This window comes from Gordonia sp. ABKF26 (genome assembly GCF_041103195.1).
Taxonomy (GTDB): Bacteria; Actinomycetota; Actinomycetes; order Mycobacteriales; family Mycobacteriaceae; genus Gordonia; species Gordonia terrae.
Genome location: NZ_JBGCVZ010000003.1, coordinates 4,883,362 through 4,901,877 on the forward strand (window position 1 = coordinate 4,883,362; position 18,516 = coordinate 4,901,877).

Below are 18,516 nucleotides of genomic sequence, written 5' to 3' on the forward strand. Positions count from 1 at the left end.
CGTCTGATCCCCCCGGTCCCGGAACTGTCACGAACAGCACTGTCAATCGATCCACTCGAGCAGAAACGCGCACACCGCCACACCCCGGTGTGCACGAAAATGACATGCGCCGGCCACGAGATCGAAACACGGGCGTCGTCGAATTCAACGCCTTGCCTCACCACTCACCATGTGCCGTCCTCTTGTCACACCGCTCGCGGTGTCGCGTCATGAATTGTCGACATCAACGCTCACCGGGACGAACGGTCATTTCCCGACACTGCCATCACATCGGCCACCCTCGGCCGAAACCGATGCGCGCCGAGCGGATGACAAGAGCCTATGGGACGGGTTGGCGGCTCACAACTCGGGGGCGAGCACTGGTACGGACGCCATTCGAGGAAACGGAAATCCATTTCCCGCAACCTGCGACGAATCTCGAGAAACGCTTTGAATAGCCTGCGGAATTCACGTTCTCGGACCACCGTCGAAGGGTAATGAAATGTCTCGGAATTGCACACACGACGAATGACGGTGACAAACGAAAAACGGCGGCCTGTACAGGACAGGCCGCCGTGATCGGTGAAACTCGTCGAGGGAGATCAGCCGCCGAAGACGTCGCGCAGGTGCTCGACCTCGGCGACCCGCTCGGCGTGGGTCGGTGCGGTGGGCGAGGCGAGGATGCAGGTGACGCCGGCCTCACGGAACGCCGCGACCCGCTCGGCGACCTGTGTCTTGGACCCGATCAGCGACATGGACGTGACGAGGTCCTCGGGAACGGCGGCGGCGGCCTCCATCTTCTTGCCGTCGAGGTAGAGATCCTGGATCAACTTCGCCTCGTCGGCGTAGCCGTACCGGATGGCCAGCTGGTTGTAGAAGTTCTTGCCGCGCGCGCCCATCCCGCCGATGTACAGGGCGGCGTGATGGCGCACGAGCTGCTTGGCGTTGTCGATCTGTTCGGCGTCCTCGGAGATGCGTGCGGTCGCCTGGACGACAATGCCGAGATCGCCCAGCGACGCGTCCCGCTTGGCCTTACCCGCCGCGAGCGATTCGCCGAAGGCCGCATCGATCTGCTCCGGGTGGAACAGGATCGGCTGCAGCTCGTCGAACATCTCGGCGGCCAGCTCGATGTTCTTCGGGCCGATGGCGGCGAGGAGCAGCGGGATGTTGTCGCGCACCGGATGATTGATGATCTTCAGTGACTTGCCGAGACCCGAGCCGCCGTGCTCTTCGTCGAGCGGCAGTGTGTAGTGCTTGCCCTGGTAGTCCAGCTTCTCGCGACGCCAGACCATTCGGCAGATCTCGGCGTGCTCGCGGGCGCGACCGAGCGGGTAGTCGTACTTGACCCCGTGGAACCCCTCGATGACCTGGGGGCCCGATGCGCCGATGCCGAGCACCGCGCGGCCGCCGCTGATGTAGTCCAGGCCCGCCGCGGTCATCGCCAGGTTGGTGGGCGTCCGCGAGTACATGGGCAGGATCGCGGTCTGCAGTTCCATCGTCTCGGTCTTGGCCGCGATGTACCCGAGCTGGGAGACGGCGTCGAAACTGTAGGCCTCCGGAACCGCGATGCGCTGCACACCCGCGGCCTCGAAGTCCGCGAGGTTGTTGATGGTCTCGCGGAAGTCGCCCGCGTAGTTGATCGGCATGCCCAGCTTCATCGGTGTCATGCCGTCGGATTCTTCCACAGCGACGACCGGTTTCCGAGGGTCTGTTGAACGTTCGATAGGCCCGCCCGCGGTCCCGGTCTCGTTCACCGGAAGTGTGCCGGGTTTTTAGGTGAACGAGGGCGTCAGGACTCACAATCGTCACCATGAGCGGCGAGATGCTGATCCTGGTGCTGTTGGTGATCACAGCCCTCGGCTTCGACTTCACCAACGGCTTCCACGACACCGGCAACGCGATGGCGACCTCGATCGCCACCGGCGCCCTCAAGCCCAAGGTCGCCGTCGGGCTGTCGGCCGTACTCAACCTGGTCGGCGCCTTCCTGTCCGTGGAGGTCGCGGCGACGATCACCAAGGACGTGCTGAAGATCCAGCAGACCTCCGGATCGGAGGCAGGCGAACTGGTGCCCGGGCTGTCGGCGCCCACGGCGTTGCTGATCATCTTCGCCGGACTCATCGGCGGCATCCTGTGGAACCTCGTCACGTGGCTGTTCGGCCTGCCGTCGAGTTCGTCCCATGCCCTGTTCGGCGGGCTGATCGGCTCGGGCCTGGCGGCGATCGGGGTGAGCGGCATCAACTGGTCCGGGATCACCTCCAAGATCCTCATCCCGGCACTCTTCGCGCCCGTGATCGCATGCCTCGTCGCGGCCTGCGGGACCTGGTTTGTCTTCGCCATCACCCGCCGGATCGTTGATCGGGAGAAAGAGACCGGCTTCCGCTACGGACAGGTCGCCACCGCGTCGCTCGTCTCCCTCGCGCACGGCACCGGCGACGCCCAGAAGACGATGGGTGTGATCGCGATGGCGCTCATCGCGACCGGGCACCTCGACGCGTCCAGCGTGAGCCACGGACTCCCCGTCTGGGTGGTCTTCAGCTGTGCGGCGGCCATCGCGATCGGCACCTATCTGGGCGGTTGGCGGATCATCCGCACCCTGGGCAAGGGGCTCGTGGAGATCACCTCGCCGCAGGGCATGGCCGCCGAGGCGTCGTCGGCCGCAATCATCCTCACCTCGAGTGCGGCGGGTATGGCGCTCTCGACCACCCAGGTCGCCACCGGCTCGATCCTCGGCTCGGGGGTGGGCCGCAAGGGCGCCCAGGTCCGCTGGTCGGTGGCCGGCCGGATGGCCGTCGCCTGGGTGACGACGCTGCCCGCCGCCGGCGCGGTCGGTGCCGCGTGCTACTTCATCGCGCACCTGTTCGGGGACGTCACCGGCGCGCTCATCATCTTCGCGATCCTGGTCGTCGCATCGGGCTACATGTACTGGCGCGCGCAGGAGAACAAGGTCGACCACGAGAACGTCAACGACGCCTGGGAGGGGGAGGCCCGCGTCGGAGAGGAATGGGAGGAAGCGGTCGCGGCCGAGGAGGGCGACACCGGACTCCCGTTGCCGCCGGTCATCCCGGCCGAGATCATCGTCCAGCACGACCCGGAGAGGAGCACCTGAGAAATGGAGACCGTCGAGGCCATCGGTAAGGTCCTTCTCGTCGGACTGGTGCTGGGAGCCGGTCTTCCCGCCCTGTTCGCCGTCGGACTGCGCCTGCAGACGCTGAGCAACGGGTCCGTCGAGGCCGACGGCACCACCTCCGGCCCGCATCCTGTGCTGAAGCCCCTGGCGTATGTGATCTTCGGCGTCGTCATCCTGGTGATCGTCGTCGGAATCCTCTGGATCACCCGGCAGACGATCTTCTACTACACCGGCGTGAAGATCTTCCCGTTCGGCTACAAGTGACCGTCCCCGCTTCTGATCGGAGACACCCGTGGACCGCCCGACGCTTCTGCAGAAGGTCATGGAGTGGTTGCGCGCCGGCTACCCCGACGGCGTCCCACAGACCGACTACATACCCCTCGTGGCATTGCTGCGCCGCCAGCTCACCGACGACGAGGTGACGCAGGTCTCCGCGGAGCTGGTCCGCGAGTCCGCCCCTCCGCCCGAACCGATCTCCCGGGTCGACGCCGGGGTCAAGATCACCCATTACACGCACGAACTACCGCATGAGGACGACATCTCGCGGGTGCGCGCACACCTCGTCGCCCGCGGGTGGCCGTTCAGCGACGATCCTGGTTCGACCGACGGGGAACCGTCGTGAGAACCCTGCGACCGCTGCCCCTGCCGTCGACACCCGCGGTCCTCGACCGCGTCGACGATCTGCGGGCGATCCTCGACGGCTCGTCGGCCTTCCTACCCGTACCCGACGACGCCCGCGCCGCTTCCGAACTGGGGTCGGCCCTGCACGCGGACACACCGATCGACGATCCCGTGTCCCTCGTCGTCTCGACATCGGGATCGACGGGCACCCCCAAGGGTGCGCAGCACTCCCCCGCGACCCTCGCCGCGTCGTCGCGGGCCACCGCCGACCACCTGGGCGGGCCCGGGAACTGGTTGCTGGCGCTCGCACCTCACCACATCGCCGGTCTGCAGGTCCTCCTCCGCGCGCTGACGGCCGGGCAGACGCCGGTTGTCCTGGACATGCGCGCCGGTTTCGACCCCGATGTGTACGCCCGTGCCGTACGCGACTTCGACGGCCCGCGGCGATACACCTCGCTGGTTCCCACCCAGCTCGTCAAGGTTCTCGACCATCCCGACGCCACATCCGCCTCGCGGGCGCTCGACGCGATCCTCGTCGGTGGCGCGGCGACCCCGAAGCCGTTGTGGGACAGAGCAGTCGACGAGGGGCTGCCGATCGTCGCGACGTACGGGATGAGCGAGACCGCAGGCGGTTGCGTCTACGACGGGCACCCCCTCGACGGCGTCGCGGTCCGCATCGCCGATCCGGCACCCGACGGGGTGGGACGGGTCCTGCTCGGTGGTCCCGTCGTGGCCCGCGGATACCGCAATCTGCCCGACCATCCGGCCTTCGCCGAGCCGGGCTGGTTCCGGACCGACGATCTCGGGGTCCTCGACGAGGCCGGGCTGCTCAGCATCGTCGGCCGGGCCGACGAGGCCATCTCGACCGGCGGGCTGACCGTCGTACCGCAGGTCGTCGAGGCCGTGATCGCCGACGACCCGGCGGTCGCCGAATGCGTCGTCGTCGGGCTCCCCGACGATCGGCTCGGCGAGGCGGTGACCGCGTTCGTGGTGGTCCGTCCCGGAGAACGGCTCGACGTCAACCGTATTCGCGGATCGGTCACCGAACGACTCGACCGCTACGCGGCACCCCGGCGGATCGTCGAACTCGACGCGCTCCCCCTCCGCGGGCCCGGCAAGTACGACCGTCGCGCGTTGCGGACCCGCTTCGGTTCCCAGACGTAGTGCGTCGTTGCGCTGGGCGCAACGAAGTACTACATCTACCCGCAGGTCGCGTGCCGAATCGTTGTCACCACGTACTCGGCTCGGTCGCAGAGGTCACCCCACGTGAAGTTCAGCACCGTCCAGCCGGCCGCGATGAGTGCGTTGCGTCGAGTCCGGTCACGCTGGAAGGTGGCGGCGTCGCGGTGAAACGCGAAGCCGTCGATCTCCACCGCCACCATCCGATCCGGGAAGGCGAAGTCGATCTCGTACCCGCAACTCGGATGGTTGGCTGCCCAGCCGCTGAGACCCGCGCCTCGCATCACCTCCACCGCGAGACGCTCGGCAGCAGACCGCGCACCGGTCTCGAGCAGCGCGATCAGGACACCCATGTCGGCCGCGCCGATGCAGCGTCGTCGACGCCCGTAGGCCTCGACGAGACGCTCGACCGTCGTTCGCCGCTTCACGAGAGCCGAGTCGATGACCTCGACGCCGCCCTCCAACGCGCCCTCCAAGGCGGACAGCGCCACCCCGGTGACCGGAAGACCCTCTCGAACGGCAACATCCGCGTCGTCGAGCGCACGATTGAGGATTCGCACTCCTGCCACCGGACCACCGTGACGTCCGCGGAGTGCGGTGACCGTCGGCGTGACGGGCGGGGCATCGACGATCCCGTGCCACCACGCCGCAGCGAGCCCCGAGAGGACCGCGTGGACACCGACGGCCAGCGTCGCGGTCCGGATTCGCGAGCGGTCGGTCTCCGGATGGTCGGCGAGTCGGTAGATGCTGCGATGCACGGATATCCACTCGCCGGCATGCACCCGACGGTGCACCGTCGACCGATCGATGCCATGCGCGCGGGCATCGGCCGCGGTGACCACACCATCCTGGCCGAGGGCCAGGTTCCGAAATTCCGCCGGAAGTCGCATGGAACTCAGACGCACCGGCACCGCAACTGGTTCCATCGCTCGACGACCCCTCGCAGATGTAGTGTGTCGTCGCGCCAGACGCAACGAAGCTCTACACCTGCCGGGCCGCCGCCGCACCCGTCCGACCCCGTGACACGATGAACTCCGTGGCTACCCCTCAGCAGTGGATCCAGGGCGCTCGCCCACGCACGCTCCCCAACGCGATCGCGCCGGTCGTGGCCGGTGTCGGCGCGGCGCTGCACTCCGGCGACGTGACGTGGTGGAAGTCCGTCCTCGCACTTGCGGTGGCCGTCGCGTTCATCATCGGCGTGAACTTCGCCAACGACTACTCCGACGGTGTGCGCGGAACCGACGACGACCGCGTCGGCCCGATGCGCCTGGTCGGGTCGGGGGCGGCGTCGCCGAAGGCGGTGAAGACCGCCGCGTTCCTGTGCTTCGGGATCGGCGCGGTCTGCGGGCTGGTCCTCGCGATCGCGACCGCCTGGTGGCTCGTGCTGGTCGGGGCGATCTGCATCGCCGGCGCCTGGTTCTACACCGGCGGCAAACGCCCTTACGGGTACGCCGGGTGGGGTGAGGTCGCGGTGTTCACCTTCTTCGGGCTCGTCGCCGTCCTCGGCACTCAGTACGTCTCCTCGGGCCGCGTCGACTGGGTCGGACTCGCCTGCGCGGTCGGCATCGGCGCGATCTCGAGCAGCGTGCTGGTCGTCAACAATCTCCGAGACATCCCCAGCGACACCGAATCCGGCAAGATCACGCTCGCCGTCCGCCTCGGCGACGCCCGGACCCGCATCCTGTTTGCCGTACTGCTCCTGACCCCGCTCGCGATGAGCGTGGTCCTGGCGTTCGCGACCCCCTGGGCGCTGCTCGGCCTGGTGACGTTCCCGCTGCTCTGGCAGGCCTACACACCGGTGCGCACGGGCGCGGCCGGCCCCGGGCTGATCCCGTCGATCGGTACGACCGGCAAGGCGATGCTCGCCTGGGCGGTCGTCACGGCGGTCACGCTCGCGCTCACCTAGGCCGGGCCCGCGACGCGGATGGGCCCGCCGCACCAGTTCTCGTGCGACGGGCACATCCGGAATGCGTTGTCCGCGATCAGACCTGGGCCTCGACGTCGGGCAGGCTCGCCACGACGGCGGCGCGGAGTTCCGCGGCCGTGGTCGCGGACCCGATCAGCGCCTGTGACGCGTCGTCGGCGGTGTCGATGATCCCGAGCAGGAGATACTCGGCGCGGAGGCGTCGGTCACCTCGTTCGCGCGCGATCTCCATGGCTCGGCCGAAGGCGTCCCGGGTGTCGGTCGCGAAACGCGGCCGGGAGCCCCGACCCCGCGGTCCGCGCCGGCCGCGACCCGGCTCCCACGGTCCCTCCCCGGCGAACGGTCCGCCCGGACCCGGGCCGAAACCCTGGCCCCAGGGACCGGGACCGAAGGGGCCCGGTCCGAAACCCTCGGGACCGCAGTCGGGCCGGGGGCCGCGACCGCGACCATGGCCGTGCCGGTGCCCGTGGCCCCGTCGTCCGTCCCCACCGCGTCCGTGACCACGACCCCGGGGACCGCGCTCGGCGCGCTCGCCCCAGCCGTCGGACAGGTCCTCACCGAACCGCCCGCGCACCGCCTCCCGGACCTTGTCCAGGTCGATCCCGATGCTGCGCAGGGCCTCTCGGTCCTCCTCGTAGCGTTCTCGACCCGACTCGTCGTCGCCGGTCTCGGGTGTGTCGGATCGATCGGCGTGCTCGTCGTGGTACTTCCGCACCGCTTCCCGGGCCGACGACAGCGCCAACCCCTGGTCGGCGAGCAGCGCGAACAGCGGACTGCGGGCGTTGCAGAGCATGCCCAGGATCAGGTGGTCGTTACCGAGTTGCCGGTGACCCAGGTCGCCGGCCTCCTGCGTGGCGAAAGCCAGCAGCATCTTGTCATCGCGACTGATTCGCTCGAACATCTGTGTCTCCTTCTGGCCCGCTCGCGCGGGCCTCACGTTGTGAGTGCTTCTGATGCACGGCCTGTCGGCTGATCTGCAGCACTTCGGCGATCGCCTGCCAGCTCCACCCGTTGGCACGGGCGTTGGCCACCTGCACGTCCTCGAGTCGGTCGGCCAGGGTGCGCAGGGCGCGTACCGCGGCCAGACCCCTCGCCGGATCGCCGCTCGCGGCGTCTCCGGCCAGCTCGGCGCTCGATGCGTCGGGTGCGGTGTCGGTGCTGTGGTCGTCGTGCATGTTGTCAGGTTATGTTGACATCTTGCCAATGTCAAGAATTATTGACACGCGGGATGCGCGGGATCTGCCACGGTCGGGTGTGCGGACCCCGACTACTCGTTCTGAATCGACTCGCTGATGTTCATCCGACCGGCACGAACCGCGGGAACGAACGCACCGACCAGGCACAACGCCACCGCGATGCTCACGAAGAGCAGGGCCGACGGTCGTGGCGAGTACAGCACGGTCAGCGACGTCGTGATGGTCAGGATCTGGTTGCTGAGCAGATGCATGGCGGCACCGAGGACGACGCCGACCATCGACCCGACCAGGGCGACCGCGCCCGCCTCGGCGAGCACCGTGCGGGAGACGAACCTGCGGGAGGCGCCCATCGCCCGTAGGACGCCCAGTTCGCGGCGTCGTTCGAGGACCGACAGCAGCAACGTGTTGAGAAGTGCGATCGCGGCCGCGCCGGCGACGATCCACTGGATCGCGACCGCGAATGCGCCCGCCTGCTCGACGGTGGCCTGGGTGGCCGCGAGGGCCTCGGCGCCGCTGTAGACACTGATCGGTTTGTTGCCCGTCGTCGGGACGCCTGCCACCAACGACTCGAGGTCCCGGCGGACGACATCGGGGTCGGCATCGGGCGAGGTGATCACCTGCAGGTAGGTGTCACCGTCGCGATCGAACCACTCCCCCAGCAATTCCTGGGACATCGCCGCCACCCCGGAGTCGAGCGAGACGTAATCGACGGTGTCGCGCACGACCGTCTGCCGTGGGCCATTGGGTGTCGCGAGTTCCACGGTCTCGCCGGTGGTCACGTCCAGCGCACGGGCGAGGACGTTCGACATCAGGATGCCGTCCCCGGCGAGCACGTCGGCCACCGCTTCCGGCGACGCCTTGCGCATGAACGGCGCGCGCGAACCCGGCTCGAGCCCTTGCACATTCGCCTTGCTCTCGCCGATGTTCACCGCGGCCCACTGACCGCCGATCACCTCGGTCACGCCAGGAACCGCCGCCACGCGTTCGGCCAGCGCCGCCGGCAGGATCGGCCCGAGGGGCAGGCTCGCGGCCGACGTCGACGACACGTAGAAGTCCGGATCCCCCAGCCCGTCGAGCGATTTCGACATCGAGGAGACCAGGTTGTCCAGCGCTCCCGATGTCCCCATCCCGACGGCGATGGCCACCGCGACCGTCATCAGGGTCGCCCATGCGCGCCGCGGGGCACGCTCGGTGTTCACCGAGGCGAGCTGTCCGGGACCGCCGAACCAGCGCGCGACCCGAACCACCGCCCAGGCCAACGGTTTCGACAACGCGAAGCACAGAAGCAGTGCGCCGACGAGATAGAAGACCCCGGCGACGATGGCCGGCCGCCCCGGCACGGTCGACACGACCACCCACGACGCGATGAGACCGGCGACGCCGAGCACGGCGGCGATCACCACCGCGGGACCACGACGCGACGCGGAGTCCGACACCTCGACGGGAGCCATCGCCTCCACCGGTGAGACCGCGAACACCGCCCGCGCGGCCAGCGTCGTGGCCGCGACACACGCCACCACACAGGCGATGACCGCGGCCGCGGGCGCGTAACCGGGCAAGTGATACTCGATGACGGTGCCGACGGAGTCGGCGGGTGGTTCCGGCAGACTGCTGATCACGGCCCGCCCGGCCAGGATCCCGAGCGGGATGCCGAGTACGCCCCCGACGAGACCCATCAGCGCGGCCTCGCCGAGCATGTCGCCGACGAGGTGAGATCGCTTGGCGCCCAGCGCACGGATCATCGCGAGCGACCGGCGCCGCGAGGCCACCGCCATGTTCATCGTGTTGAACACCAGGAAGGCGGCGATCACCAGTGACACCAGCGAGACCAGCAGCGTCGCATCGCGGGTCACCGAACTCGCGACCTCGGCCTGCTTGGCGCGGAAGTCGGGATCGACGACCACCGCGCGACCGTCCACGATGCCCTGCACCTGCGAGCGGACCGCGCCCACGTCGGCGCCGGGTTCGGTCACGACGAGGATCGAGTCGAGCCGGCCGTCGAGTCCGGCGAGTCGTTGCGCGAGATCGACGTAGGCGAAGAGGAAGCGGCCGTTGTTGAGACCGGCGGCCTGCTCGTTGTCGACGACCTCGAGCACCTCGACCTCGATCCCGTTGACCGTCAACCGGTCTCCGCGCTCGAGACCGAGGCCGGGACCGACGAAGACACCGGTTCGCAGGCGATCGAGATCGACGGTCCCCGGACCGGCCCCGGCTCGCTCCTGCTGCAGGGCGCCTCGCAGGCTGCCCGAGAGCTGGGTGACGCGCTGATCGGAGCCGAGCAGCGGTACGGCGGAGCCGTCGACGACGACCGACCCGCGGATCATCGGCACGACGGCGGCCGCCGCATCGACATCGCGTCGGATCTCGCCGGCCAGCGACTCGTCGATGCCGGTGTCGGTGATGCCGGCGACCTCGATGTCGGCGACCCCGGACACCGCATTGTTGAAGTCCCGCACCGATTCCGACGCCGACCCGTACGTCCCGAGCACCGCGTTCAGCAGCGCCGACGACACGACCACCACCGCCAGCGAGGTGAGCAGGCGCAACCGGTGGGTGCGGATCTCGCGGAGGTTGAGCAGCCGGATCCGCGTGAGGCCGGCGACCAAGGCGGACGCCGGGGAACCCCGTCCCGCCACTAGGCGATCTTTCCGTCGCGGACCGTGATGGTGGTATCGGCGACCGCGGCCGCCTTCGGATCGTGGGTCACCATCACCACCAACCGGTCGGGGGTGTCGTGGGCGACCTCGGAGAGCAGTTCGAGTACCGCCTCACCGGTCTTGGAGTCCAGGTTGCCGGTCGGTTCGTCGGCGAGCAGGATCGTCGGGTCCATGATGAGCGAGCGGGCGATCGCGACTCGCTGCATCTGACCGCCAGACAGCTCCGAAGGCCGGTGATCGACCCGATCGCCGAGACCGACCCGCCGAAGCAGTTCCACCGCAAGAGGTTTCGCCTTGCGCAACGACTGGTTGTCCAGCAGGCGCGGCAGCGCGACGTTCTCCCACGCCGACATCGTCGGCACGAGGTTGAAGAACTGGAAGATGAACCCGACGCGATTGCGCCGGAACTCCGAGGCGGCGGTGTCGTCGAGAGAGCCGAGGTCGACCCCGTCGATGCTGATCCGCCCCGATGTCGGGGTGTCGAGAGCTCCGAGCACGTGCAGCAGGGTGCTCTTGCCCGCGCCCGACGGGCCGACCACCGACACGAACTGTCCGCCGTCGATCGAGAGGTTCAGACCGTCCAGGGCGCGGACCCGTTCGTCGCCCATCTGGTACTCGCGCACCAGATCGACCGCCTCCACCAGGGCACTTCCGGTGCCGGGCGTACGCCCGGGTTCCTTCGACACCCCCGGATCGTAGCCCACCCGCGGCGTCCGGCCCGGGTCTCAGGCGGTCCAGCGACCGGTGGCGAAGAACTCGTCGAGCACCGCCTCGGCGGGGCCGAGGGCGAACGCGTTGGCGGCCAGCCAGTCGTCGTCGAAATAGGTGGTCGCGTACCGGTCCCCGGAGTCACAGAGCAGCGTGACGATGCTGCCCGGCGTACGCGCCGCGACCATCTCGGCCACGAGCGAGAAGGCTCCCCACATGTTGGTGCCGGTGGACCCGCCGACGCGACGGCCGAGGAGATCGCTCACGCGGCGGGCGGTCGCGACGGACGCCTCGTCGGGCACACCGATCATGCGGTCGATGACCTGCGAGATGAACGACGGCTCGACCCGCGGGCGCCCGATCCCCTCGATGCGCGAGCCGGTCTCGGCGGTCAGCGTGCCGTCGGCCGACTCGTAGGCCGGCAGGAACACCGAGTTCTCCGGATCGACGACTGCCAGCCAGGTGTCGTGGCGTCGGTACCGCACATATCGGCCCAGGGTCGCCGACGTGCCACCCGTACCGGCCCCGACGACGATCCACGTGGGCACGGGGTGTTCTTCCTCGGCCAGCTGGGCGAAGATCGACTCGGCGATGTTGTTGTTGCCGCGCCAGTCGGTCGCACGCTCGGCCATCGTGAACTGATCGATGAAGTGGCCGCCGAGCTCGGCCTCGAGACGCAGCGCCTCGGCGTAGACCTCACCGGGATGGTCGACGAAATGGCACCGCCCGCCGTGGCGTTCGATCAGCGCCGTCTTCGCGGGCGAGGTGCTGCGCGCCATGACCGCGATGAACGGCACGCCGATCAGCTCGGCGAAATAGGCCTCGCTGACCGCCGTCGACCCCGACGACGCCTCGATCACCGGCGTGCCCTCGACGACCCACCCGTTGCACAGCGCATAGAGGAACAGCGAGCGAGCCAACCGGTGCTTCAGCGATCCCGTGGGATGGGTCGACTCGTCCTTCACGTAGAGGTCCACGCCGACCTCGCGACCCGCGTCCCCGGCGGGCCCGGTGTCCTCGGATTCGGTCCAGCGCGACCATGCGGGCAACGCGACGCGGAGCAGATGGGTGTCGGCACTGCGTCGGCCGTCGGCCTCGATGAGGCGGATGGCGTTCTGCGTCCAGGCGCGGTCGGCGCGGCGGTCGACGAGCCGCGTCGGCCTCACTTGTCGCCGCGGAGCCGTGCCTGCAGATCGTCGTGCTTGGACCGGCGACCGGCCTCGAGCGCCGCGATCTCGCTGTTCACCTTGAGACGCAGGGTCTTGAACAGGACCATGCCGAGCGGAAGAGCGATCAGCACACCGAACACCGCGGCCACCAGGAAGGGCACCTCGACGTCGACCAGGCGGCCGCCGACCATGATGATCACGACGACCGCGGTGACGAGCAGCAGCCGCGCGAACGTGTACAGGAACAGTGCGACCGCCAGGGTCATCGGACGCCCGCCCGCCTGAGGCGCGGTGTCCGCGGCGGTCGATGTGGGGGTGGCCTCGTCGGGCGTGGCCTTCTTGCCTGGGGTGGGGTCGTGCGCTTCACTCACCCCCTCAGCGTACTGGGCGGTCGTCGCGCTCCCGCAGGTCGCGGGCCTTTGCACGCTCTTTACCTCCCGCTGACGGTTCGAGTACCTGGGCGATTTGCGTGTATTCATGAAGAACTCATCCACCACGTGCAGAGCCGCTTCGCCAGCTTCGGCGCACCGACCGAGCACTCCAACACGCCAGGGGGAATCATGACCAGCATCGAGACCGCACCGCCCGCCACCTACATCACCCCGGGACTCGCCAGCCAGCACACGCTGACCCCCGGCCAGGTCGCCGCGATGTTCAACGTGAACCCCAAGACGGTCGCGCGCTGGGCGAGCTCGGGCATCCTCGGCTCGATCCGCACCCCGGGCGGTCATCGACGCTTTCGCGAAGAGGACGTCGTCGCGCTGCTCAACCGCCGCACGCACTGATCCGCGGGTACGGCCCGCTCGCCGCCGGGCGTTCGCCCTGACCTCGCAGGCATCTCACGTACGCTGGACGACGGGAGGTTGTCATGATCTATCTGTTCGCCGTTCTGGGTCTGCTCGCCATCGGTTTCCTCATGTGGCGCGCCTTCGGACCCCACTCCGACGAGTCCGGTGACACCCCCTCGTCCGGCCCCCGCCGCCCCCGTCCGCGCGGCCCTCTCGGCCCCGACGACGACCCCGATTTTCTCCGCGACCTCGACAATCGCACCCGCGGCACCAACGGCACCGACGGGGACGAGATCTGAGGCGTGACGCTCGGCAGAAAAGCTGAGACCAGGTTCAGAACGCCTCTGCGGAACATACCCATGGGTAGGGTATCGTCCACTTCACCATCGATTCCCCGATGGCTGATCCGAGAGAAGGCGCCGTTGAACCCGGGACGATCTCCGCGAGGGACGTCGACCGACGACGACCTGAGCTTCGCCGAGAAGATCGGTTACCTGTTCGAGCACAGTCGTGACGAGAACGGCATTCGATATACCGGCAAGAAGATCGCCGAGAAGGCCAACCGGCTCGGCTACTCGCTGTCCGACGCCTATATCTCCCAGCTACGCACCGGCAAGGCCCGCACCCCGTCGTTCCGGACGGTCGAGGCCATCGCCCGCGCCTTCGACGTGAGCGTCACGTACTTCCTGTCGAACCCCGACGAAGATCTCGAACGTGTTCGGCAGCAACAGAATTACGTCGAGATGCTCCAGGTCACCGGCAGCCATCTGTCCGGGATCGACATGGGTTCGCTCTGCCCGGACACCATCGACGCGCTCATCGATCTGCTCAAACTGGTCAAGGCGCAGGCGTTGGCCAAGAAGGCCGAAGAGAACACCCCGAGCGACACCCCCGGCTGACGGCGCCGCCCGGGCCTCCTACAGACCCGCGTAGGAGTGCAGGCCCGACACGACCAGGTTGATGATGAACAGGTTGAACAGCATCGCCACGAATCCGGCGACGTTGATCCAGGCCGCGGCGTTGTTGCGCCAGCCCGCTGTCGCGCGCGCGTGCAGGTAGGCCGCGTAGATCACCCACGCGATGAAGGACACCGTCTCCTTGGGGTCCCAGCCCCAGAACCGGCCCCAGGCCGCCTCGGCCCAGATGGCACCGCAGATGACTCCGAGTCCGAAGAGCGGGAAGCCGATCACCACGCACTTGTAGGCCAGCCGGTCGAGCTGTTCGGCCGACGGCAGGTGCTCGACGACACGACGGACCGCACCCGCGAGACCCGGACGGGTGGAGACCGCGGCGGAGTCGTCGGGCGAGTTCGCCGCCCAGCGCATCTTGATCAGGTAGAGGATGCTCGCGACACCCGACACCAAGAGGATGCCCGACGACACCGAGATGATCGACACGTGTACAGCGAGCCAGTACGACTTCAAGGCGGGCACGACGGGTGCCGCCTGGGTGTAGAGCCACCGGCCGGCGATGAACATCAGCAGGATCACGGGCAACAGCACGAACGAGAGCAGCGGACGGTGTTCGCGCTTGCGCAGGATGACCAGTCCGGCGAGCACGCCCGCGGCACACGTCATCGAGATGAACTCGTACATGTTGCCCCAGGGTGCGCGGTCGGTCGCGATACCGCGCAGCACGATCGACCCGATGTGGGCGACGAGTCCGACGACCACGACCGGCAGCCCCATGTTGCCGAGCTTCTCACCGAGAGTCCGCCGCGACGACTCGTCGACGCGACCCGGCATCCGGGCCTCCGTCCCGCTCGCACCGGCGTTGACCAGTTGCTTCTGCTCGAGACGCCGACCCCGGACCGCGGCGAGCGCACCCAGGAACAAGATGACCGCGACGACATAGACCGTCATGGCGGTGCCGTACAGCAGGTCGGAGTACCGCGCGAGCGTCTCGTCGATCGGCATCGCCGGAGCTTCGGAGTTCATGTGCTTCCTTTCGCCGGCTGCTAGAGCCGCCGGGTCGTCCGCCGCGAGGCGGGTGCGTCGGCGTCGCCGGCCACGAGATCGGCCGCCTGCTCGTCGAAGCCCTCACCCCAGCCGGCCTGATCGGTACGCGCCAGCCCGGCAATCTCTACTACAGTACGTCGTTGCGTATCGGCCCGACCATCGCCGTCGGCTTGCGAGCTCGCGGCCGGAACCGGGACCAGCCGCGCCCAGATGCGCCGGCGACGGATCAGCAGCGACACCAGCAGGCCGCCGAGCATCACGATCGAGCTCACCAGCACCCAGACCTGGGCGGGATCGTGCGAGACCTGCACCGACACCCAGCGCTCGTAACCGTCGAAGGTCACCGTCGTGCCGTCGGCCAGGGTGTGGCTCTGACCGACTCCGAGGTTCACCTGGGCCTGACGCTGGAGACGGCCCTGCTCGATGAGGTCCTGGTCGAGCGAGTAGACGTTCTGGGGCTTGCCGGTGTCGAGACCGGTGTCGCCCTTGAAGATCCGGATGGCGACGAAGGGGTCGTCGGGTTCCGGCGACGACGAGGTCAGCAGCGAACCGTGGAACGACGCGGTCGGCGCGAACAGGCCCTCGAGGGCGATCTGGTTCTTGCGACGGGTGTCGGCGTCGGGATAGAGGCCCGCCGGGGTGTCGAAGCGGGCAGCCCCCGACGACAGCATCGTCTGGAGTTCGTCGGGGACGAACGGCGTCGTCTGCGTGCGCTTCTCCCCGTTGGGGAAGGTCACCGTGAACGTCGGTGCAAAGCCGTTGCCCAGCACGTAGACGCGATCACCCGCGACGCGCAGCGGTTCGTTGACCCGCACCGAGGTGGTCGCCCAGCCGGCGGGGTCACCGAGGTTGCCCACGCTGCCATCGCTGCCCGCGGCGTACCGGATGGTGGCGTCGTACATGTCGGGCTGGCCGCTGGGCAAGAAGGTCGCCGAGAAGTCGTCGACGCGGAAGCAGAAGGGCGACAGGTCCGTGCCGTCGACCAGGTTGCCGGCGCGGAACGAGTCGTAGACGGCGGTCGAGGTGTTGCACAGCCCCTGCTCACCGTCGGCGACGAGACTGCGGGTGCCCTCGTAGCCGTACATCTTGCCCAGCGCGATCGAGACCAGCAACGCCAGCAGGGCGAAGTGGAAGACGAGGTTGCCGAACTCGCGGAGGTAGCCCTTCTCGGCGGACACCTCGACGCATCCGTCCGGGTATGCCTTGCTCGGCTCGCGGACCACGACCTCGCGTCGCCAGCCGCGCAACCGGCCGTCGATCCGGCGCGCGACGGTTTCGGGGTCGCCGTCGACGGTGTGGGTGACGTGCCGCGGCAGACGGGACAGGTTGCGCGGTGCGGCGACGGGCTTCGCGCGCAGGCTGTGGAAGTGCTCGACCATCCGCGGCGTCAGACAGCCGACCAGCGAGATGAACAACAGCACGTAGATGGCGGTGAACCAGGCGCTGGAGAAGACGTCGAACAGCTGCAGACGGTCCATCCAGACACCGAGCTGACCGCGGGCGGCGATGTACTCGAGGGTCTTCTGCTCGTTGAGCTCACGCTGCGGGAGCAGCGCACCGGGGATCGCGGCGAGCGCGAGCAGGAACAGCAGGATCAGCGCGGTCCGCATCGAGGTCAGCGAACGCCACAGGTTGCGCAGCGGCCACAGCAGACGACGACGGGCCCAGTGGGGTTTCGGGGCCGGCTCGGGGGTGTCCACCTGCGGGCGGTCGGTCAGATCGGTCATGGGTCCAGCACTCAGATCGGTAGTTGGGTGTCGGTGACGAAGCGGACCTGGACCCAGACGATGAACTGGTCCCACCAGCCGGTCAGCAGGGCGACGCCGACCCCGATCAGCAGGACCCCGCCGACCACCTGGATCGCGCGGGCGTTCCGACGGAGCCAGCCGAGACTGCGCAGGGCCCACGCCGAGGAGAACGCCAGCACCACGAAGGGCAGGCCCAGGCCGAGGCAGTACGCGACGATGAGGGTCACACCCTTGGCCGCCGTCGACCCCTCGGTTCCGCTGACGGTGGCGATCACCGCGGCCAGGGTCGGTCCGAGGCACGGTGTCCAGCCGAGCGCGAAGACCGCACCGAGCAACGGCGCCCCGACGATGTTCGAGACCCGCCGCGGCTCGAAGCGGACCTCGCGCTGCAGCGCCGGGATGAGACCGATGAACACCAGGCCCATCGCGATGGTGACGACACCGCCGATGCGTTGCAGCAGTTCACGATTCAGCACGAAGGTGCTCGTCACGCCGAGGACGGTGGCGGTGGCGGCGACGAAGACGACGGTGAAGCCGAGGACGAACAGGCCCGCCGCGAGCGCGACGCGCGAGCGGCCGCTCTTCGCGCTCTCGCCCACCTTCACCGCGGGCGCCTCCGCCCCGACGAGACCCGCGAGGTACGACAGGTAACCCGGGACGAGCGGGACGACGCACGGAGAGGCGAAGGACACGAGTCCGGCGAGCAGGCAGGCGGCGACGGCGAGTAGAAGCGGTCCGCTGGAGACGGTGTCGGCGAATGTGTCGCCGATCGACGAGGCGAGCATCAGGGTCGCCGGTTCCGAGGTGGACGGCTGCAGGGTGGACGCGAGCATCACACCGACCCTGCCGGCTCGGCCACGACGCGCTTGACGACCTCGTCGAGCTCGTTGTCGGAGATCGCCTTCAGGAACACCGCCGCCGGACGGTGCTCCCGATCGAGCACGATCGTCGTCGGCACCACCGAGGTGGGCGTGGTCAGCGCGGCGAGCGACATGCCCGGGAAGTCGTAGATCGACGGGAATCCGACGTTGCGGTCGATGACGAAGTCCTTCGCGGACTCGCGGTCGTCACGCAGGTTGATGCCGAGGAACTCCACCCCGTCGGCGCGGTTGCGTTCGTAGACGCGCTCGAGGTCGTCGGCCTCGCCGCGGCAGGGGCCGCACCATGATCCCCACACGTTGACGACGACGACCTTGCCGGCGAAGCGGTCATCGGACAGCGACAGCGGTTGCCCGGAGACCAGGTCTTCGCCGGTGACATCGGCGATCGGCTTGCGCTCGTCGGGCACATAGGTGATGACGGTCTGTCCGCCCGGCGAGACGAACTGGAAGGTATTCCCCTGCGCGACCGCGTCGTCGCCGGTGCTGCAGCCGGCGATCAGCATGACCAGGGCCGACAACATCGCCGGCAGGAGGAACTTGCGCACTACGTCAGACCTTCACTTCTTTTTCTGTCGCCGGGA

The 18,516-nt window shown here is 68.6% G+C and carries 20 protein-coding genes; 8 read left to right on the forward strand and 12 right to left on the reverse strand.

Annotated features, from left to right (window positions below):
• Positions 1-581: 581 nt before the first annotated feature.
• A complete protein-coding gene (locus AB4Z55_RS22505) occupies positions 582-1,646 on the reverse strand; it encodes an LLM class F420-dependent oxidoreductase (RefSeq protein ID WP_004019916.1) in 1,065 nt (354 codons plus the stop codon).
• A 143-nt stretch (positions 1,647-1,789) separates the two neighbouring features.
• On the opposite strand from AB4Z55_RS22505, the gene AB4Z55_RS22510 reads away from it, so the two are divergent.
• Genes AB4Z55_RS22510 through menE form a run of 4 tightly spaced genes read left to right on the forward strand, consistent with a single transcriptional unit; the run spans position 1,790 to position 4,891 of the window.
• A complete protein-coding gene (locus AB4Z55_RS22510) occupies positions 1,790-3,085 on the forward strand; it encodes an inorganic phosphate transporter (RefSeq protein WP_248644762.1) in 1,296 nt (431 codons plus the stop codon).
• Between the two features lie 3 nt (positions 3,086-3,088).
• On the forward strand, positions 3,089-3,370 hold the full coding sequence (locus tag AB4Z55_RS22515) for a hypothetical protein (RefSeq protein WP_369520581.1): 282 nt from the start codon (positions 3,089-3,091) through the stop codon (positions 3,368-3,370).
• A 28-nt stretch (positions 3,371-3,398) separates the two neighbouring features.
• Entirely contained in the window at positions 3,399-3,728 is a 330-nt protein-coding gene (locus AB4Z55_RS22520) for a DUF3349 domain-containing protein (RefSeq protein WP_004019921.1), read from the forward strand.
• Complete coding sequence (gene menE, locus AB4Z55_RS22525; protein WP_354560548.1) at positions 3,725-4,891, forward strand: o-succinylbenzoate--CoA ligase; 1,167 nt, start codon at positions 3,725-3,727, stop codon at positions 4,889-4,891. The genes AB4Z55_RS22520 and menE overlap by 4 nt, the downstream gene beginning before the upstream one ends.
• 35 nt (positions 4,892-4,926) lie before the next feature.
• Here menE and AB4Z55_RS22530 read toward each other — a convergent pair whose 3' ends face one another.
• Positions 4,927-5,796 carry a type IV toxin-antitoxin system AbiEi family antitoxin domain-containing protein gene (locus AB4Z55_RS22530; protein WP_354560830.1) on the reverse strand — a complete coding sequence of 290 codons (870 nt, stop codon included), beginning with the start codon at positions 5,794-5,796 and terminating at the stop codon, positions 4,927-4,929.
• A gap of 146 nt (positions 5,797-5,942) precedes the next feature.
• Between AB4Z55_RS22530 and AB4Z55_RS22535 the strand changes: the two genes are divergently transcribed.
• Positions 5,943-6,812, forward strand: coding sequence for a 1,4-dihydroxy-2-naphthoate polyprenyltransferase (locus AB4Z55_RS22535; RefSeq protein ID WP_248645534.1), 870 nt, complete (start codon positions 5,943-5,945; stop codon positions 6,810-6,812).
• A 76-nt stretch (positions 6,813-6,888) separates the two neighbouring features.
• Here the strand turns inward: AB4Z55_RS22535 and AB4Z55_RS22540 are convergent, their stop codons facing one another.
• The 6 genes from AB4Z55_RS22540 to AB4Z55_RS22565 all read right to left on the reverse strand — a co-directional run bounded on the left by AB4Z55_RS22540 (position 6,889) and on the right by AB4Z55_RS22565 (position 12,826).
• Positions 6,889-7,731 (reverse strand): Clp protease N-terminal domain-containing protein, encoded by an 843-nt coding sequence (locus AB4Z55_RS22540; RefSeq protein ID WP_354560550.1) that lies wholly within the window; start codon positions 7,729-7,731, stop codon positions 6,889-6,891.
• The gene (locus tag AB4Z55_RS22545) at positions 7,706-8,005 is read right to left on the reverse strand and encodes a hypothetical protein (RefSeq protein ID WP_064569601.1); all 300 of its coding nucleotides are present in this window, start codon (positions 8,003-8,005) and stop codon (positions 7,706-7,708) included. Before AB4Z55_RS22545 ends, AB4Z55_RS22540 begins: the two co-directional genes overlap by 26 nt.
• A gap of 92 nt (positions 8,006-8,097) precedes the next feature.
• On the reverse strand, positions 8,098-10,662 hold the full coding sequence (locus AB4Z55_RS22550) for an FtsX-like permease family protein (protein ID WP_354560552.1): 2,565 nt from the start codon (positions 10,660-10,662) through the stop codon (positions 8,098-8,100).
• Entirely contained in the window at positions 10,662-11,291 is a 630-nt protein-coding gene (locus AB4Z55_RS22555; protein ID WP_354560832.1) for an ABC transporter ATP-binding protein, read from the reverse strand. The genes AB4Z55_RS22550 and AB4Z55_RS22555 overlap by 1 nt, the downstream gene beginning before the upstream one ends.
• A gap of 117 nt (positions 11,292-11,408) precedes the next feature.
• Positions 11,409-12,557, reverse strand: coding sequence for a PLP-dependent cysteine synthase family protein (locus tag AB4Z55_RS22560; protein ID WP_354560553.1), 1,149 nt, complete (start codon positions 12,555-12,557; stop codon positions 11,409-11,411).
• Entirely contained in the window at positions 12,554-12,826 is a 273-nt protein-coding gene (locus AB4Z55_RS22565) for a DUF4229 domain-containing protein (protein WP_231895815.1), read from the reverse strand. The genes AB4Z55_RS22560 and AB4Z55_RS22565 overlap by 4 nt, the downstream gene beginning before the upstream one ends.
• 294 nt (positions 12,827-13,120) lie before the next feature.
• Here AB4Z55_RS22565 and AB4Z55_RS22570 point away from each other — a divergent pair, with 294 nt between their 5' ends.
• From AB4Z55_RS22570 to AB4Z55_RS22580, 3 genes are all read left to right on the forward strand, one after another.
• Positions 13,121-13,345, forward strand: coding sequence for a BldC family transcriptional regulator (locus tag AB4Z55_RS22570; protein ID WP_010842012.1), 225 nt, complete (start codon positions 13,121-13,123; stop codon positions 13,343-13,345).
• 83 nt (positions 13,346-13,428) lie between these two features.
• Positions 13,429-13,647, forward strand: a complete 219-nt coding sequence (locus AB4Z55_RS22575; protein WP_064569605.1) for a hypothetical protein — start codon at positions 13,429-13,431, stop codon at positions 13,645-13,647.
• A gap of 123 nt (positions 13,648-13,770) precedes the next feature.
• A complete protein-coding gene (locus tag AB4Z55_RS22580; protein ID WP_004019934.1) occupies positions 13,771-14,247 on the forward strand; it encodes a helix-turn-helix domain-containing protein in 477 nt (158 codons plus the stop codon).
• Positions 14,248-14,265: 18 nt separating this feature from the next.
• Here the strand turns inward: AB4Z55_RS22580 and ccsB are convergent, their stop codons facing one another.
• Genes ccsB through AB4Z55_RS22600 form a run of 4 tightly spaced genes read right to left on the reverse strand, consistent with a single transcriptional unit; the run spans position 14,266 to position 18,480 of the window.
• The gene (ccsB, locus tag AB4Z55_RS22585) at positions 14,266-15,285 is read right to left on the reverse strand and encodes a c-type cytochrome biogenesis protein CcsB (RefSeq protein WP_354560555.1); all 1,020 of its coding nucleotides are present in this window, start codon (positions 15,283-15,285) and stop codon (positions 14,266-14,268) included.
• Positions 15,286-15,305: 20 nt separating this feature from the next.
• Positions 15,306-17,033 carry a cytochrome c biogenesis protein ResB gene (locus AB4Z55_RS22590; protein WP_354560557.1) on the reverse strand — a complete coding sequence of 576 codons (1,728 nt, stop codon included), beginning with the start codon at positions 17,031-17,033 and terminating at the stop codon, positions 15,306-15,308.
• A gap of 11 nt (positions 17,034-17,044) precedes the next feature.
• Positions 17,045-17,887: a cytochrome c biogenesis CcdA family protein gene (locus tag AB4Z55_RS22595; protein ID WP_064569633.1), complete on the reverse strand. Its 843-nt coding sequence runs from the start codon at positions 17,885-17,887 to the stop codon at positions 17,045-17,047.
• Complete coding sequence (locus AB4Z55_RS22600) at positions 17,887-18,480, reverse strand: TlpA disulfide reductase family protein (protein ID WP_354560559.1); 594 nt, start codon at positions 18,478-18,480, stop codon at positions 17,887-17,889. Before AB4Z55_RS22600 ends, AB4Z55_RS22595 begins: the two co-directional genes overlap by 1 nt.
• Between the last annotated feature and the right edge of the window lie 36 nt (positions 18,481-18,516).